The following is a 15563-nucleotide window of genomic DNA, read 5'->3' on the forward strand; positions in this document are numbered from 1 at the left end:
TTCTTTCATCGGCTAATGCAAAGCTCGGTTTGCCCGGTGTGACGGCGCACCCTAGAATGCCCCGATGCGCGATGATCTCTCCCTTCTGCTGAACTCCCTCAACGATGCCCAACGCCAGGCCGTAGCTGCCTCCGTGGGTCGTCAGTTGGTCCTGGCCGGTGCTGGTTCCGGTAAAACCCGAGTGCTGGTGCACCGTATCGCCTGGTTGATCCAGGTCGAAAACGCCTCGCCCCACTCGATCCTGTCGGTGACCTTCACCAATAAGGCCGCTGCCGAGATGCGTCATCGCATCGAGCAGCTGATGGGTATCAACCCGGCCGGCATGTGGGTTGGCACCTTCCACGGCCTGGCGCACCGCTTGTTGCGGGCGCACTGGCAGGAAGCCGGCCTGAGCCAGACTTTCCAGATTCTCGACAGCGACGACCAGCAACGGCTGGTCAAGCGGGTGATCCGCGAGCTGGGTCTGGATGAACAACGCTGGCCGGCCCGTCAGGCCCAGTGGTTCATCAACGGGCAGAAAGACGAAGGTCTGCGTCCACAGCACATTCAAGCCAGCGGCGACCTGTTCCTGGCGACCATGCGCAGCATTTATGAAGCCTATGAGGCCGCGTGCCTGCGCGCCGGCGTGATCGACTTCTCCGAACTGCTGCTGCGCGCCCTCGATTTGTGGCGCGATCATCCGGGTCTGCTGACGCACTATCAAAAGCGCTTCCGGCACATTCTGGTGGACGAGTTCCAGGACACCAACGCCGTGCAGTACGCCTGGCTGCGTTTGCTGGCCAAGGGCGGCGACAGCCTGATGGTGGTCGGCGACGACGATCAGTCGATTTACGGCTGGCGTGGCGCAAAAATCGAGAACATTTATCAGTACTCCGACGACTTCCCGGACGCCGAAACCATTCGCCTGGAGCAGAACTACCGCTCCACTGCCGGCATCCTCAAGGCCGCCAACGCCCTGATCGCCAACAACACCGGACGCATGGGCAAAGAGCTGTGGACCGATGGCGGTGAAGGCGAAGCGATCAACCTGTACGCCGCGTTCAACGAACACGATGAAGCACGCTACGTAGTGGAAACCATCGAACGTGCGCTGAAAACCGGCTTGGCCCGCAGCGATATCGCGATTTTGTACCGCTCCAACGCCCAATCGCGCGTTTTGGAAGAAGCCTTGCTGCGTGAGCGCATTCCGTACCGCATCTATGGCGGTCAGCGCTTCTTCGAGCGGGCAGAAATCAAGAACGCCATGGCCTACCTGCGTTTGCTCGAAGGTCGTGGCAACGATGCAGCGCTGGAGCGGGTGATCAACGTTCCGGCCCGTGGTATCGGTGAGAAAACCGTCGAAGCGATTCGCGACCATGCCCGTCACAGCGATGTGTCGATGTGGGAAGCCATGCGCCTGCTGGTCGCCAATAAAGGCCTGACCGGCCGCGCCGCTGGCGCGCTCGGGGCATTTATTGAGCTGATCGAGAACCTCGCCGCCAAGTGCATGGACATGCCGCTGCACCTGATGACCCAGACCGTCATCGAGCAATCCGGGCTGATTGCCTACCACGAAGCGGAAAAAGGCGAAAAAGGACAGGCACGGGTAGAAAACCTTGAGGAACTGGTCAGCGCCGCACGCAACTTCGAAAATGCTGAAGAAGACGAAGATCTGACGCCATTGGCGGCGTTCCTCGGTCATGCGTCGCTGGAGGCCGGAGATACTCAGGCCGACGAGCACGAAGACAGCATTCAGTTAATGACCTTGCACAGTGCCAAGGGCCTGGAATTCCCTTACGTGTTCCTGGTGGGCATGGAAGAAGGCCTGTTCCCGCACAAGATGAGCCTTGAAGAGCCGGGGCGTCTTGAAGAAGAGCGCCGTCTGGCCTACGTCGGCATCACCCGGGCCATGCAGAACCTGGTGATGACCTATGCTGAAACCCGACGCCTGTACGGCAGCGAGACCTACAACAAAGTGTCGCGTTTCGTACGTGAAGTGCCGAAAGGCCTAATCCAGGAAGTGCGGCTGTCCAACAGCGTCAGCCGTCCGTTCGGTGGTGGTCAGCAGCAAAGTTCCAGCAGCCTGTTTGGCGGCAGCGAGATTCCGGACACCGGGTTCAGCCTCGGCCAAGCGGTACGGCATTCGGTGTTTGGTGATGGCGTGATCCTGAATTTTGAAGGTGCCGGTGCTCAGGCTCGGGTGCAGGTGAACTTCGGTGAAGGCAGCAAGTGGCTGATGCTTGGATACGCGAAGCTGGAAGCGATCTAAAGCCCGCCAGTGATTCAATGTGGGAGCGAGCTTGTTCCGGGCGGCGTTCCGACGATGGCGGCACCGCGGAGTATCAGGAATACCGCGTCATCGTTCATCGTCGGAACGCCGCCCGGAACAAGCTCGCTCCCATAGTTTGATCTGCGCAGCGCCCACTGCTAGCTATTCCTACAGAACTAATTAAACAATCCTACAGACCAAAGTTAACAGGCCTTATTGCGCTGACTGAAGCTGAACGCAACCTGTCAGGCAAAAGCCCGAAACACTCTGCCGCTAGCCAGTAACACTTCAGCTGTGCAACATGGCGCGCGTGCCTTCCACAAATGGGAATTCCCTTTATGAAACGTTTTCTTAGCATCGCCATGGCGTTGTGCATTGGCCTGACGATGAGCCTCGACGCCAATGCCGCCAAGCGCTTTGGTGGCGGCAAGAGCTCCGGCGCTGCGCCGACTCACCAGACCAGCCAAATGGCTCCTTCTTCTGCCGCAGGTGGCGCTGCTGCTACTGCCGGCGCGGCCGGTGCCGCTGGAGCTGCCGCCAAGGCCGGCGGTGCTTCGCGCTGGCTCGGCCCTCTGGCCGGTATCGCTGCCGGTGGCCTGCTGGCCTCCATGTTCATGGGCGGCGGCTTCCAGGGCATGCAGATCTTCGACATCCTGATCATGGCCGTCATCGCCTTCCTGGTCTTCCGGTTCATCGCCGCTCGTCGTCGCAAGCAACAGGAGCATCTGTCTCCAGCTGGCGCGCCGATGCAGCGTGAAGTGTTCGAGCAGAAGCCAACAGCCATGGGGTCGATCTTCGGCGGCTCGGCTGCACCTGTTGCCGCTCGTCCGGTGATCAATGCTCCGGCCTGGTTCAATGAAAAGAATTTCATTGAAGCGGCCCGCAACCACTTCCAGTCCCTGCAACAGCACTGGGACGCGAATGAAATGGACAAGATCTCCGAGTTCGTGACCCCACAGCTGCTGGAGTTCCTCAAGCGCGAACGTGCCGACCTGGGTGAAGGTTTCCAGTCCACCTACATTGATGACCTCAATGTACAACTGGACGGCGTGGATGATCGCGCCGACAAGACCATCGCCACCCTGACCTTCACCGGTGTGTCGAAGACCTCGCGTTTCGACCAGGGCGAAGTGTTCAGCGAAAGCTGGAACATGGAACGTCCGCAGGGCGAGAACCAGCCTTGGCTGGTCGCCGGTATCCGCCAGAACGGCTGATCCCTCCCGCGTTAAGCATGTTGTAATAAAAACCCCAGCCTCGGCTGGGGTTTTCTATTTCGCGGTTGCATCTATAGCGAGCTACTGTATAAACCGCCCCAACTAAACCGCGCCATCAAGCAAGAGGATCCCGGACGTGGAAGAAATCATCGAACAACTGCGTGAAGCCAACGAACCGGTACCGGTCCCCTTGGAGTTGCCCGACGAAGATCAACTGGTGGAAATCGAAGAACAGCTGTTCATCGACATTCCGTTTGTCTTCAGAGAATTTTTGCTGACCGTCAGCGACGTCGTCTATGGCAGCCTGGAGCCGGTAACCGTTACCGACCCGCAATCCCACACCTACCTGCCGGACGTTGCCGCCAACGCTTGGGACGCGGGTGTTGATCGCAGCATGATTCCGATCTGCCAGGACGGTGACAACTACTACCTGGTCGAAGAAGACGGCACCGTGGTGTTGTGGTTGGCCGAAGAAGAGCTGATCGCCGAAGAAACCTGGGAATCGGTGTGGCACTGGGCGCGGGACGTCTGGCTGGAAAGCTGATCTGCCTGACACCCTGCGTGGTCAATGCCCGGACGAATCCTTGTGGTTGTCCAGGGTTTCCAGCAAGGCCACCTGCATGCGCGTGTGAACGCGGATGAACCAGCGCCAGAGCAGCGCTGCTACAGCGGCCGCGACTACGACGATCAGCACCAGCAACTTGTTGGTCGGCAGAATACTGGCCGACAAGGCTGCCAGCAGCAGGAAAATCACCAGCAGCGAGAGGATCGGGATCACTTCGGCGATCACCCGGCGCACTCGCTGCGTGTGGCGGCCGGCCATCTCCGGCTTCACACCCATCTCCGCCAACAGCATCGAAAGCGCCTTGAGCTTGCGATAGGCGGCGATCAGGAACGGTAGCGACAACAGCAACGCCCCACCCCAGATCAACGCTTTCTGCCAGCTCGGGTCACTGATCCAGGCTTGCAGGTACGCCGACATGCGCTCGGCAAAAAACGCGCCCGAGAAAAAGATCGCAATCACCAGTGCCAGATTGACCCCCACTTGCAACAGAATCCGCCGAATCATCGATGCCAGCAGCGCGCCCTCGCCCTGAGGCTGGATGCTGCGCAGCCATTCACCGTACATCCCTAATACCCTGCCCAGTCGCTGTGGCATCACCGCGGCAAGCTTGATCGACAGCGGATCAGCCGCGCGGATCAGGTAAGGCGTCAGCAACGTGGTGATCACCGAGACAGCAACGGCGACCGGGTAGAGGAAGTTGCTGGTGACCTGCAGCGTCATGCCCAGCGCGGCGATGATGAAAGAAAATTCGCCAATCTGCGAAAGACCCATCCCGACTCGAAGTGAGGTGCGTCCATCATTGCCAGCGATAAAGGCGCCCAGGCCGCAAGACAAAATTTTGCCCAACACCACGGCCACGGTGATCACCGCGATCGGCCACGCATATTGCAGCAGGATCATCGGATCGAGCATCAACCCGATGGCGACAAAAAAAATCGCACTGAACAGGTCGCGAACCGGTTCGATCAAGCGCTCGATTTTCAGCAATTGCCGGGATTCAGCCATGATCGCGCCAATCAGGAAGGCGCCGAGTACCATGCTGTACTCAAGTTTGACCACCAGCAAACAGAAGCCGAAACACAGGCCCAACACAGTGATCAGCAGCATTTCATTGCTGTCGAACTTCGCCACGTAGGCTAGCAATCGCGGTACCAGCAGGATGCCGATGACCAGTGCGACGATCATGAACAGCGAGAGCTTGCCGACCGTGGAAAACACGTCGCCGGAACTGACCGTGCCGCTGACAGCGATGCTCGATAGCAAAGCGATGATGCCGATCCCAAGGATATCCTCGACGATCAGCACACCGAAGATCAGCTGCGCAAAACGCTCGTTCTTCATCTTCAGGTCGTTGAGCGCCTTGACGATAATGGTGGTCGAGGAAATCGCCAGGATCGCGCCGAGGAACAATGAGTCCATGGTGTTCCAGTCGAACCAGCGGCCGATCTCGTAGCCGATCCAGATCATCAACACGATTTCCAGGAACGCCGCGATGAACGCCGTGGCGCCGACCTTGAACAGCTTGCGCAGGCTGAACTCCAGACCCAGGCAGAACATCAGGAAAATCACCCCGAGTTCGGCGAGTGTCTTGATGGTTTCTTCATCGTGGATCAGGCTGAACGGCGGGGTATGCGGCCCGATGATGAAGCCGGCGACGATGTAGCCGAGCACCACCGGTTGTTTGAAGCGATGAAACAGCACGGTCACCACACCCGCGATCAACATGATCACTGCCAGATCTTGAATAAAACTGATGGCGTGCATGGTGTGGGGCTCCTTGGGTGACATTGCTCAATTGCCAGACGTGGGACAGGTCTGAAAAAGCAGAGTAAAAATCCGCGTTCCGAGTAGGAATTGCCCTTGAGGCGGGCTTTTGAAGGGTAACACCGCGACTTACGGCAGAAAGACGGTGCAATATATGGAAACAGATCGATCCGAGCGTGACGGCAGCCACCTGCCCGGCGTCCCGATAACTGTTGGTTTGGAAAAGCTGACGAGGCACCCGCAGAGGTGCCGCCCTCCCGAAATTCTGCCTTGAACCGTGAGAACGCTATGGAACCCGGAAACGCACAACTGTCGATGACGGTATTGATGACCCCCGACATGGCCAACTTCTCTGGCAATGTCCACGGCGGTACCTTGCTCAAATACCTCGACGAAGTGGCCTACGCCTGCGCCAGCCGTTATGCCGGCCGCTACGTGGTGACCCTGTCGGTGGACCAGGTGATTTTCCGCGAGCCGATTCATGTCGGCGAACTGGTGACCTTTCTGGCCTCGGTCAATTACACCGGCAACACCTCCATGGAGGTGGGCATCAAGGTGGTGACCGAGAACATTCGTGAGCGCTCGGTGCGCCACACCAACAGCTGCTTCTTCACCATGGTCGCAGTGGATGACGACCGCAAACCGGCTGCTGTCCCGCCACTGCAACCGCAGAACAGCGAAGACAAGCGCCGCTTCATGCAGGCCCAGCAACGTCGGCAGATTCGTCAGGAACTGGAAAAACGCTATCAGGACATCAAGGGCGACGCCTGACCTGTTCAGTCATTTTGATGTGGTGCTTGAGTGAGTCATCGCGAGCAAGCTCGCTCCCACAAGTGATCTACGACGGACACAATTTCTGTGTCCACTGAAGATCTGTGTGGGAGCGAGCTTACTCGCGATGGGGTCTACGCCGTTCAGAGGCTGATCGCCGTCGCCTCGAACCGCACCCGCGGGTGGGCAATCCGGTCCTGAGCCCGTACCAGTTCCAGCTCATAGCTGGAGCAAGCCTGGGTTTCCAGCAGCACTTCATGCACCGCCGACGCTGCAAACTCGAACGCCGCCACCAGGCTATCGCCCAACAGCACGCGAGCCAGAAACAGCCCGGATGTCAGGTCGCCAACGCCCACTGGCTGACGCGGAAATGCCAGCATGGGACGACACAGGTGCCAGCTGCCTTCGGCCGTCACCAGCAGCATCTCGAAAACATCCGCCAGCTTACCGGGATAGTCCAGATGCTTGACCAACACAGCCTTCGGACCGCGCGCCAGCAACGCTCGCGCCATGGCCAGGCAATCGAACAACGATTGCGGCCTGCGCCCCGAAAAGCTGTCCAGTTCCAGCTGGTTCGGGCACATGAAGTCCGCCACCGCAGCCGCTTCCTCCAGCAGGAAATCGCTGACCTCCGCGGGCACGCTGCACCCTTTCTCCGGATGGCCCATCACCGGGTCACACAGATACAGCGCCTTGGGATTCATCGACTTGATCCGCGCCACCCCCGTCAGGATCGCCCGGCCCTGGGCCGCACTGCCGAGATACCCGGACAATACGGCGTCGCAGTTGCCCAGCTCGCCAATCGCCGCGATGCCCTCGACCAGCTCGAGAATCTGATGCGGCGCCAGCACTTCACCGGCCCACTGGCCGTACTGGGTGTGGTTGGAGAACTGCACGGTATTGAGCGGCCAGACATTCACCCCGACCCGCTGCATCGGGAAAACCGCGGCGCTGTTGCCAGCGTGGCCAAACACTACGTGGGACTGGATGGCGAGCAGATGGGGCGTACGTTTCATGCGGTGAGTTTTCCGTAAAACGATTGAAATTCAAGCCGCGCAGTATGCGACTAAACGCAGCCTGTACGACAGACCGGCGACGCAGTTAAGCTGACACTATCTTGTTGGAGCAACTTGTTAATGCTGACCCTTGGAAATATCTTCGTGCTGATGTTGCTTGCCACCGGTGGCGCGTGGTTGTGGCACAACCATGGCCTGCGCGAGCGTGCGCTGGAACGGGTCACGCAGCATTGCGCAAAGCTTGGAATCGAGCTGCTGGACGGCAACGTGGCCTTGAAAAAGATCGCGTTCATCAAAGACGCCAACGACCGGCGGCGTCTCGCCCGTGTGTATAACTTCGAATTCACCGTGACCGGTGAAACCCGTCACAACGGCACCATCACCCAGTTCGGCGCCCACAGTGCGCAGATTGAACTGGCGCCCTACCCAATGCCGTTCGACGACACGCCTGCGGTGGGCGATGTCGTGAAGCCGCGCGCTGAGGTGATCGAGCTGAGCCAGTGGCGGCAAGAACACACTAAATGGCGTCCATGATTTGAGTCGGGCTCAATCGGCAGTCGGCTAGATCTCTTTGCAATGAATCAATATCCTGCGGTTCACTGAAAATCAGCTCGATACGCGAATCACGCCGCCATTCGCTGGGCTGCCAGTTCAGCACCGAGTTTTCCAGTGCATTCACCGAAACCCAACCGTCGACGCTGTGGATAACCAGCTTCGCCCGCCGCCAGACAAGGCTTTCAAGCCACTGGCCAACGCGCGCCGCATCGAATGTCTGACTCGGATGCCAACGCCAGCCGACACTCCAGCCGCCCTCCTGTTCCTGACTCAAGCAAATTGGCAGCGCGGGATCCGTCCAGATGGCCGGTATCTGTGCCAATCCTTTGGGCGCGATGAAGTTATCCACACCCGCCACAGCCTGAGCCCCAAGCCCCGGTAATTTGCTCAATGGCAAGAGGGCTTGCTGCGTCCAATACAGAGGCCGAGAAGGCAGCTGCGCGGCGATTCGCTGGCGATCAGCATCGTCGATATTTTCGGCTTTATTCATCAGCAACAACCCAGCGCTCTTCAGCGCTTCCTGTTGCGCCACCGGCAGCGGTTTGCCGGCAGCAAGTGCCTGGGCGTCCAGCACCAGCACGCAGGGTTGAACAGCCAACACGCCTTGCCACGGCGCTTCACTCAATTGCCTGAGCAACTGCGCCGGATGACCCAGCCCGGAAGGTTCGATGAATAACCGATCCGGGCGCGCCTTGCGCAGCAAACGCCCGAGACCGATCTGAAAAGGTGCACCGTTGACGCAACACAAACAGCCCCCGGCCACCTCACCCAGTGCGATACCATCGGCGTCCTGGGTCAGCAACGCAGCATCAAGGCCGATCTGACCGAACTCGTTGATCAGCACCGCCCAGCGCTCACCGACCGGCCGCTGCATCAGCAGATTCTTGATCAAGCTGGTCTTGCCGGCACCCAACGGGCCAGCAATGACGTGAGTGGGAATATTCTGCAACATGGTCGATGTTTTCTGAGGAGGTAGTGGATGCGGTTGATGGGATTGTCGTTGCTCTTGGCGCTCACTTCGGGTGAGGCGCTGGCCCAGGCCTGCGTGGTACATAGCACGGCTGCGCGACTCGACGTGAAAGTCTGCCAGCAGAACCGCAACATCCCGGAAAAACTGTTCGCCGATGGTTTCTGCCAGCCGAACCTTCCTCACCAGAAAGTCGAGGTGCAGTACGTCGATCAATGCCCTACCGGCGCGTTCGGCGTGTGCAGCAACGCCCAAGTCGCCAATATGCCTTACCGGCAGGATATTCACTATTACGGCGTCGCCACGGATGCGGCGTATTTAAAGCCGTTTTGCGAAGCCCAGAGCCAGGGAACCTGGCTCAAGCCGTGAGCCGCTAGCTTAGCCAGTCGAGCGTCAGAATCAACCGCCGCTCGCCGGACGCAAGCTGTGGCGACCGGTGAATAAGGCCGAAGCCTTCGTTGCCGTGCCATTTCTCGCCTTTGAGCAGCGCGACGTCACCGCTGGCGATCTGCTCGATCAGCGGACCGTCCTGAGGCTCGGCCTCGGGCTTGCTCAATTGACGGCGGTCCATCACGCCTTCTTTCAACCACTGACTGCCAATCCCGGCATAGGTGGTTATCAACCGCACCGGCACATGATCGACGTGGAAACGCGGGCACATGGCCTTGTCCAGGACCCGCAGGCGCAGGCCGACACGTTTGGCACCCAGCAAACAGGCGAAAGCACTGACCAGCCAGGAGACGTCGGCGACGAAACCCTCGTAACCTTCGAGATCGCTGAAACCTGAGGCCAATCCGTGAAGATTGGGTTCGGTGTCATCGCTGGGCAGCTCCAGGACCAGCGACTCGGCCAACGGCTCGTTCAGGGACAGCAGCAAACTCCCGAAATCTAAGATGTGCGCCGGCAATTGGCGCTGCCAAACGGCGAGGTTTACGCCGTCATCCAGTATTCGGGTCAGCGCTTGCGGCGTCTCACCTTGAACCTGATGAATGATCGGCCGCAGTTTCAGACTAGGTGCCAACATCAGGCTGCCACCTCTTCATGCCACGGGCCGAATGGATCTGGCAGTAATCGCCAGCCCTCGACACCCAGCGCCATTTCATCGTCGGTCAGCAGGCAATTGTCGAGTTCGGTGGTGAGTTGCGCGAAGTCGATGTTCTGGCCAATGAACACCAGTTCCTGACGGCAATCGCCGGTGGCTGCGGTCCAGTTTTCCATGATCCCGGCCGTGCTTTCTTCGTCCTGCGGCCACTGCGGTTTCGGTACGAAACGCCACCAGCGCCCGGCGAAACCATGGCGCATCAATCCGCCGGCCTGTGACCAGCTACCGGCGTCCATGTGCTTGCTGGCCAGCCAGAAAAACCCTTTGGAGCGCAGCAGTTTGCCGTTCACCCACGGGCGGTCGATGAAGCTGAAAAAGCGCTGCGGATGAAACGGGCGGCGTGCTCGGTAAGCTGTCGAGGCGATGCCGTATTCCTCGGTTTCGGGCACGTGTTCGCCACGCAGTTCCTGTAACCAGCCCGGCGCCTGGGCGGCCTTTTCGAAGTCGAAACGACCGGTATTGAGGATCTTCGCCAAGGGAATTTCGCCCATGACCATCGGGATGATTTCCGCCTGGGCGTTAAGCCGCTCAAGGATCGCGATCAGCTCCTGGCGCTCGCTGCTGCTGATCAAGTCGATCTTGCTGATCAAAATCACGTCGGCGAATTCAATCTGCTCGATCAATAGGTCAGTGATCGAGCGTTCGTCCTCTTCACCCAAGGTTTCACCACGGGATGCGAGGCTTTCGGCGGCCTGATAGTCGATCAGGAAGTTCATGCCATCGACCACGGTGACCATGGTGTCGAGCCGGGCGATGTCGGCCAGGCTCTGCCCTTCTTCATCCCGGAAGGTGAAAGTTTCCGCCACGGGCAACGGCTCGGAAATGCCGGTGGATTCGATCAACAAATAATCAAAGCGACCCTCCTTGGCGAGTTTGCCCACCTCTTCCAACAAGTCTTCGCGCAAGGTGCAGCAAATGCAGCCATTGCTCATTTCCACGAGTTTTTCTTCCGCGCGGTTCAGGCTGACATCGCGCTGGACTTCGCCGCCATCAATGTTGATTTCGCTCATATCATTGACGATGACGGCGACGCGCAGGTTGTCGCGATTGCGCAGCACGTAGTTGAGCAGCGTGCTTTTGCCAGCGCCAAGAAAGCCCGACAGGACGGTTACGGGGAGACGATTGGGCATCAGGTATTCCTCACAGAGATGCCCGGTCGCAGTGTCGGGCTTAACTTGATGTTATAGTATAACAACACAATCAAGCCACTCTCCTCTTGCCCACGATGACAAAGGGCACGATGCTAAAGCCCGTTCGGTCCGTGAGAAATCCTATGCGTGTAGCCCTGAAAATAGCGCTGATGAGCTTTTCGCTGCTGGTCACTGTCGACGCCTGGGCGCAAATCCCGACCCTGGCCAAATGCACCCGAAGCGCCAATCTGCTGGCCTGCGTGGATGACGACGGCAACGCCTATAGCGTCAACACCGTCGGAAGCACGATCTATCTGCGGGGCTTCGAAGCAGCCGGAAAACGCCATTGGGCGCAGACCAACAGTCGCTACGGACAACTCACGTTCTTCACCGGGCTCGCTTCCGATGGCGAGGCCTGGGTCGGCTACAACCGTCGCGTCGGCTGGACCACGATCAATCGGTTTTCCAGTTCCGGCGGCAGCAGTGGCAAGTTCACCTGTAGCCGAATTACAGGATGTTAGGCCTGGGATTTCTTCTGCTCTTGCTGCCAAGCGATGTAACTGTTTACCGGCGGATTTTTCTGGAAGTAGCGCTGTAATCCTTCAAACAAGCCATCGGCTACGGCCTGCTGGTGGCGCGCGGTGACCAGTCGCTGACTGTCGCGAGCATTGGAGATGAAGCCGGTTTCCACCAGGATCGACGGCACATCCGGCGACTTCAGCACCGCAAATCCCGCTTGTTCCACACGCTTCTGATGCAGCGTGGTGATGCCCGCCAGACTGCCGAGCACCGTGCTGCCCAACTGCAAACTGGCGGCGATGGTCGCGTTCATCGACATGTCGAGAATGACTCCGGCGAGCATCGGGTCCTTGTCTTTGAGATTGAGCAGGCTGGTAGCGCCCAGCAGGTCTGCGCCGTTCTCACGTTGCGCCATGAAGCGCGCCGTGGCGGAAGTCGCTCCACCTTCAGACAAGCAATACACAGAGGCGCCTGACGCGGTAAGGCGCGGCGCCGCGTCCGCGTGCACCGAGATGAACATGTCGGCGTTGTGCTTGCGAGCGATCTCCACACGCTTGCGCAACGGCACGAAGAAGTCGTCGTTGCGCACCAGTTTCACGTCGAAGCCCTTCTCGCGCTTCAGCCGTTTGGCCAACAATTGGGCGATGGACAACACCACGTCTTTCTCACGCTCACCTTTGGCGCCGACCGCGCCGGGGTCTTTGCCACCGTGACCAGGGTCGACCACCACGATGATGTCGCGCTTGGGGTGAGCCTTGTCGCCGACCCCCTCGGACGCAGCCGCCATTTGTAACGGCGCAGCAATCTTCAGATCAAGTACCAGTCGATGGCCCTGGCCGTCCCGCGGTGGCAGCAAAAAACTGGCGAGCTGCACCGGACCGCTGAGGTCGAGGACGATTCGCGTATCACCCTGACCAAATTGTCCGGAACGGATCGAGCGAATCACAGTGTTGCTGAGCGCCAACTGACTGAAATCGCCACTCAGGTTGGCGCCACTCACATCGATGATCAGCCGTTCGGGAGCGCTCAGGGAAAACGTCTTGTACTGTACCGGCCCGCTCAGATCGAACACCAATCGCAGCTTGTCATCCGAGCGCCAGAGCCGCGCATTGCGAATCTGTGTGGCCGAGACGCCAAACGGCAAAGCGAAGGCCGCGCTGGCCAGGATCAGGTTGAGCAGGTGACGTCTGTGCATGATGAAAGCCCGTTCATAAAAAAGGCATGGTTGATTTTAATGTAATAACATAACATATTGAATCGACTCCCACGATGGACCTGCTCATGAATGCGCTGACTCTGCCGGATATTGCCGCGCAGGCCTCACGCCAAGCCCTGCCACTCGACTGGGTGGGCATGTGCGGCATTGCTCTTCCTGTTTTATTCGATGGCCAACGACTGAGTGCAAAGGCCGACGCGGGCGTCAGCCTTGATGATGGAGAGGCGCGCGGGATTCATATGTCGCGGCTGTATTTGACGCTGGAAATGCTTGAGCAAGAAAACCTGACGCCCTTCTTGTTGCGGCGAGTTTTGCAAAGCTTTCTCAACACTCATGAAGGACTGTCCACTAGCGCGTACTTAAAAATTCATACCGATTTACTGCTCAAAAGGCCGGCGCTAATCAGTCCATTGGCCGGCTGGAAAACATATCCAGTAAGCATCGAAGCACGGTTGAAAAACGCGATGTTCCACGTGGAACTAAAAATCGACGTGCCTTATTCCTCGACCTGCCCGTGTTCCGCAGCGCTTTCCCGGCAGTTGATTCAGCAGCAATTCGTCGATGACTTCGCCAACCAGCCGCTGCAACACGCCGATGTATTGACTTGGCTCGGCTCCACAAAAGGCATCATCGCAACGCCTCACAGCCAACGGAGCACTGCGAGACTGCGCCTTCGACTGGATGACTATCTGGATGACCTGCCGCTGATCGCGATCATCAACGACGCCGAAGCAGCCCTCGGCACCGCCGTACAAACCGCCGTAAAACGCGCCGACGAACAAGCCTTCGCGTTGGCAAATGGTCAGAACCTGATGTTCTGCGAAGACGCCGCACGACGTTTGAACCTGGCCCTGAAACGCTCCCCCGGCATCAACGCCTTCCACATACGAGTCGTCCACGCGGAGAGCCTCCACGCCCACGATGCGGTCGCCGAAAGCCGCTGGAATTGGGAGGCCGCATGATTCATTGCCAAGCCTTGCGTTGGGGTGCACCCGGCCAGCCACTGACTCCATCCGTGGATTTCGAACTGGCCAAAGGAAGTCTCACCGCCGTAATCGGTGCGAACGGTTCGGGTAAAAGCAGCCTGCTGAAAGTCATCGCGGGGTTGCAAAAACCGCTAACCGGCAAAGTCATCCTGGATGTTCCACACAAGGGCGGCCTCTCGTTCCTTCCACAGCAACAACATCTGGATCGCCAATTCCCCATCAGCTTGCAAGAGTTAGTGGCCGCCGGTTTCTGGGGGAGCACGCAGTCTCCAGAGATACGCAGACAACGCCTCAAAGCCGTGCTGGAAAATTGGTGTCTGAGTGGACTGGAACAGCGCCCATTGATGGCCTTGTCCGGCGGCGAATTACAGCGTGCCCTGCTCGCCCGTTTGAGCCTCGCGGATTCGCCACTGCTGCTGCTCGACGAACCCCATGCCGCCCTCGACGAGCTCGGCCAGGCGCTGCTCTGGAAACACATTCACGCCTGGCATGCCGAAGGCCGAACCCAGCTGATCGTGTGCCATGACCTGGCCGCCGTTCGCCAACACATTCCTCAAACGTTGCTGATCAAAAGCACAGGCTGCGTCCTCGGATCGAGCGTTGATCTGATCCATCAACAACCACAAGCGCGGGTGGCCTGATGCACGCTGCCGCTCATCTTTGGCAACCGTTCCACGAGTTCGTGTTCATGCGCCGAGCGCTTCTCGGCGGATTGGTTCTGGCATGCAGCACCGCACCGTTGGGTGTGTTTTTGATCCTGCGACGCATGAGCCTGATCGGCGACGCCGTGGCTCACGGCATTCTGCCGGGGGCCGCATTGGGCTTCTGGTTCGCCGGATTAAGTCTGCCGGCGCTGACCATCGGCGGCCTCGGTGCTGGTCTCGGTATGGCTGGACTCGCCGCCTGGATCACCCGTCGCACCGGCCTGCGGGAAGACGCCAGCCTCGCCGCGATCTACCCGATCTCCCTTGCCAGCGGCGTGCTGATCCTCGGCATCGCCGGCAAACGCCTGGACCTGATGCACCTGTTGTTCGGCTCGGCGCTGGCGGTCGATGGCCCGACGTTGACTGGCATGCTCTGGGTCTCCGGCTTCAGCCTGATCGCCATGGCGTTCATCTACAAACCCCTATTGCTGGACACCCTCGACCCACTCTTCCTACAAACCGTTAGCCGCCTCGGACCACTGGCCCACGGTGTGTTTCTGATGTTGGTGGTGCTGAACCTAGTGATCGGTTTCCAAGCCATTGGCGCGCTGATGGTGGTCGGTTTGATGATGTTGCCCGCCGCCGCTTCTCGCTTCTGGAGTCGTCGCTTGCCGATGTTAATGACCATCGCCGCCCTGCTCGGCTGCCTCTCGGTGTGGCTCGGCTTATTGCTGTCGTTCTACTACTCACTGCCCAGCGGCCCGGCGATCGTGCTGGTGGCTGGTGGTTTGTATCTGCTGTCCGTGGTGTTCGGACCGGTGCACGGTTTACTGCGCCGCCCGCCTTTGCTCACATCCCAATGAGGT

Annotated in this window: 16 protein-coding genes; 10 read left to right on the forward strand and 6 right to left on the reverse strand. The window is 59.1% G+C overall.

The annotated features are described in order from the left end of the window. Positions 1 to 64 precede the first annotated feature (64 nt). The 3 genes from uvrD (at position 65) to ACYZT7_RS00665 (ending at position 4006) form a co-directional block, all read left to right on the forward strand. Positions 65 to 2248, forward strand: coding sequence for a DNA helicase II (gene uvrD, locus ACYZT7_RS00655; RefSeq protein WP_462039553.1), 2184 nt, complete (start codon positions 65 to 67; stop codon positions 2246 to 2248). 338 nt (positions 2249 to 2586) lie between these two features. Beyond that, a complete protein-coding gene (locus tag ACYZT7_RS00660; protein ID WP_462039554.1) occupies positions 2587 to 3462 on the forward strand; it encodes a Tim44 domain-containing protein in 876 nt (291 codons plus the stop codon). Between the two features lie 136 nt (positions 3463 to 3598). Then, on the forward strand, positions 3599 to 4006 hold the full coding sequence (locus ACYZT7_RS00665; protein WP_008156656.1) for an SMI1/KNR4 family protein: 408 nt from the start codon (positions 3599 to 3601) through the stop codon (positions 4004 to 4006). Positions 4007 to 4027: 21 nt separating this feature from the next. Here ACYZT7_RS00665 and ACYZT7_RS00670 read toward each other — a convergent pair whose 3' ends face one another. Then, on the reverse strand, positions 4028 to 5791 hold the full coding sequence (locus ACYZT7_RS00670; RefSeq protein ID WP_462039555.1) for a cation:proton antiporter: 1764 nt from the start codon (positions 5789 to 5791) through the stop codon (positions 4028 to 4030). Positions 5792 to 6079: 288 nt separating this feature from the next. On the opposite strand from ACYZT7_RS00670, the gene ACYZT7_RS00675 reads away from it, so the two are divergent. Continuing rightward, positions 6080 to 6562, forward strand: coding sequence for an acyl-CoA thioesterase (locus tag ACYZT7_RS00675; RefSeq protein WP_074872148.1), 483 nt, complete (start codon positions 6080 to 6082; stop codon positions 6560 to 6562). Between the two features lie 143 nt (positions 6563 to 6705). On the opposite strand, the gene pdxY is transcribed toward ACYZT7_RS00675, so the two are convergent. Continuing rightward, a complete protein-coding gene (gene pdxY / locus ACYZT7_RS00680; protein ID WP_462039556.1) occupies positions 6706 to 7578 on the reverse strand; it encodes a pyridoxal kinase PdxY in 873 nt (290 codons plus the stop codon). 120 nt (positions 7579 to 7698) lie between these two features. Between pdxY and ACYZT7_RS00685 the strand changes: the two genes are divergently transcribed. Then, positions 7699 to 8112: a DUF3301 domain-containing protein gene (locus ACYZT7_RS00685; protein WP_462039557.1), complete on the forward strand. Its 414-nt coding sequence runs from the start codon at positions 7699 to 7701 to the stop codon at positions 8110 to 8112. Here the strand turns inward: ACYZT7_RS00685 and ACYZT7_RS00690 are convergent. Continuing rightward, positions 8096 to 9085, reverse strand: a complete 990-nt coding sequence (locus ACYZT7_RS00690) for a CobW family GTP-binding protein (RefSeq protein WP_462039558.1) — start codon at positions 9083 to 9085, stop codon at positions 8096 to 8098. The genes ACYZT7_RS00685 and ACYZT7_RS00690 overlap by 17 nt on opposite strands. 27 nt (positions 9086 to 9112) lie before the next feature. Between ACYZT7_RS00690 and ACYZT7_RS00695 the strand changes: the two genes are divergently transcribed. Then, a complete protein-coding gene (locus tag ACYZT7_RS00695) occupies positions 9113 to 9469 on the forward strand; it encodes an NADH:ubiquinone oxidoreductase (RefSeq protein WP_462039559.1) in 357 nt (118 codons plus the stop codon). 4 nt (positions 9470 to 9473) lie between these two features. Here the strand turns inward: ACYZT7_RS00695 and ACYZT7_RS00700 are convergent, their stop codons facing one another. Next, complete coding sequence (locus tag ACYZT7_RS00700) at positions 9474 to 10124, reverse strand: DUF1826 domain-containing protein (RefSeq protein WP_462039560.1); 651 nt, start codon at positions 10122 to 10124, stop codon at positions 9474 to 9476. Next, positions 10124 to 11332, reverse strand: coding sequence for a zinc metallochaperone GTPase ZigA (gene zigA / locus ACYZT7_RS00705; protein ID WP_462039561.1), 1209 nt, complete (start codon positions 11330 to 11332; stop codon positions 10124 to 10126). Before zigA ends, ACYZT7_RS00700 begins: the two co-directional genes overlap by 1 nt. A 143-nt stretch (positions 11333 to 11475) precedes the next feature. Here zigA and ACYZT7_RS00710 point away from each other — a divergent pair, with 143 nt between their 5' ends. Continuing rightward, positions 11476 to 11853, forward strand: a complete 378-nt coding sequence (locus ACYZT7_RS00710) for a glutamine synthetase (RefSeq protein ID WP_462039562.1) — start codon at positions 11476 to 11478, stop codon at positions 11851 to 11853. Here ACYZT7_RS00710 and ACYZT7_RS00715 read toward each other — a convergent pair. Beyond that, positions 11850 to 13046, reverse strand: a complete 1197-nt coding sequence (locus ACYZT7_RS00715) for an N-acetylmuramoyl-L-alanine amidase (RefSeq protein ID WP_462039563.1) — start codon at positions 13044 to 13046, stop codon at positions 11850 to 11852. The genes ACYZT7_RS00710 and ACYZT7_RS00715 overlap by 4 nt on opposite strands. 86 nt (positions 13047 to 13132) lie before the next feature. Here ACYZT7_RS00715 and folE2 point away from each other — a divergent pair, with 86 nt between their 5' ends. The 3 genes from folE2 to ACYZT7_RS00730 are packed head-to-tail and all read left to right on the forward strand — an operon-like array spanning position 13133 to position 15560. Next, the gene (folE2, locus tag ACYZT7_RS00720; RefSeq protein WP_462039564.1) at positions 13133 to 14029 is read left to right on the forward strand and encodes a GTP cyclohydrolase FolE2; all 897 of its coding nucleotides are present in this window, start codon (positions 13133 to 13135) and stop codon (positions 14027 to 14029) included. After that, positions 14026 to 14694, forward strand: a complete 669-nt coding sequence (locus ACYZT7_RS00725; RefSeq protein ID WP_462039565.1) for a metal ABC transporter ATP-binding protein — start codon at positions 14026 to 14028, stop codon at positions 14692 to 14694. The genes folE2 and ACYZT7_RS00725 overlap by 4 nt, the downstream gene beginning before the upstream one ends. Then, positions 14694 to 15560 (forward strand): metal ABC transporter permease, encoded by an 867-nt coding sequence (locus ACYZT7_RS00730; RefSeq protein WP_462039566.1) that lies wholly within the window; start codon positions 14694 to 14696, stop codon positions 15558 to 15560. Before ACYZT7_RS00725 ends, ACYZT7_RS00730 begins: the two co-directional genes overlap by 1 nt. The last annotated feature ends 3 nt before the right edge of the window (positions 15561 to 15563 follow it).

Source organism: Pseudomonas sp. RT4P38 (assembly GCF_054897765.1).

Bases quoted from the DNA above. Each gene is read 5' to 3' on its own strand.
- ACYZT7_RS00675 (WP_074872148.1), top strand. From the start codon at position 6,080: ATGGAACCCGGAAACGCACAACTGTCGATGACGGTATTGATGACCCCC.
- ACYZT7_RS00730 (WP_462039566.1), top strand. From the start codon at position 14,694: ATGCACGCTGCCGCTCATCTTTGGCAACCGTTCCACGAGTTCGTGTTC.
- uvrD (WP_462039553.1), top strand. From the start codon at position 65: ATGCGCGATGATCTCTCCCTTCTGCTGAACTCCCTCAACGATGCCCAA.
- zigA (WP_462039561.1), bottom strand. From the start codon at position 11,332: ATGCCCAATCGTCTCCCCGTAACCGTCCTGTCGGGCTTTCTTGGCGCT.
- ACYZT7_RS00715 (WP_462039563.1), bottom strand. From the start codon at position 13,046: ATGCACAGACGTCACCTGCTCAACCTGATCCTGGCCAGCGCGGCCTTC.
- ACYZT7_RS00690 (WP_462039558.1), bottom strand. From the start codon at position 9,085: ATGTTGCAGAATATTCCCACTCACGTCATTGCTGGCCCGTTGGGTGCC.
- ACYZT7_RS00700 (WP_462039560.1), bottom strand. From the start codon at position 10,124: ATGTTGGCACCTAGTCTGAAACTGCGGCCGATCATTCATCAGGTTCAA.
- pdxY (WP_462039556.1), bottom strand. From the start codon at position 7,578: ATGAAACGTACGCCCCATCTGCTCGCCATCCAGTCCCACGTAGTGTTT.
- ACYZT7_RS00725 (WP_462039565.1), top strand. From the start codon at position 14,026: ATGATTCATTGCCAAGCCTTGCGTTGGGGTGCACCCGGCCAGCCACTG.
- ACYZT7_RS00670 (WP_462039555.1), bottom strand. From the start codon at position 5,791: ATGCACGCCATCAGTTTTATTCAAGATCTGGCAGTGATCATGTTGATC.
- ACYZT7_RS00685 (WP_462039557.1), top strand. From the start codon at position 7,699: ATGCTGACCCTTGGAAATATCTTCGTGCTGATGTTGCTTGCCACCGGT.
- ACYZT7_RS00660 (WP_462039554.1), top strand. From the start codon at position 2,587: ATGAAACGTTTTCTTAGCATCGCCATGGCGTTGTGCATTGGCCTGACG.
- ACYZT7_RS00710 (WP_462039562.1), top strand. From the start codon at position 11,476: ATGCGTGTAGCCCTGAAAATAGCGCTGATGAGCTTTTCGCTGCTGGTC.
- folE2 (WP_462039564.1), top strand. From the start codon at position 13,133: ATGAATGCGCTGACTCTGCCGGATATTGCCGCGCAGGCCTCACGCCAA.
- ACYZT7_RS00695 (WP_462039559.1), top strand. From the start codon at position 9,113: ATGCGGTTGATGGGATTGTCGTTGCTCTTGGCGCTCACTTCGGGTGAG.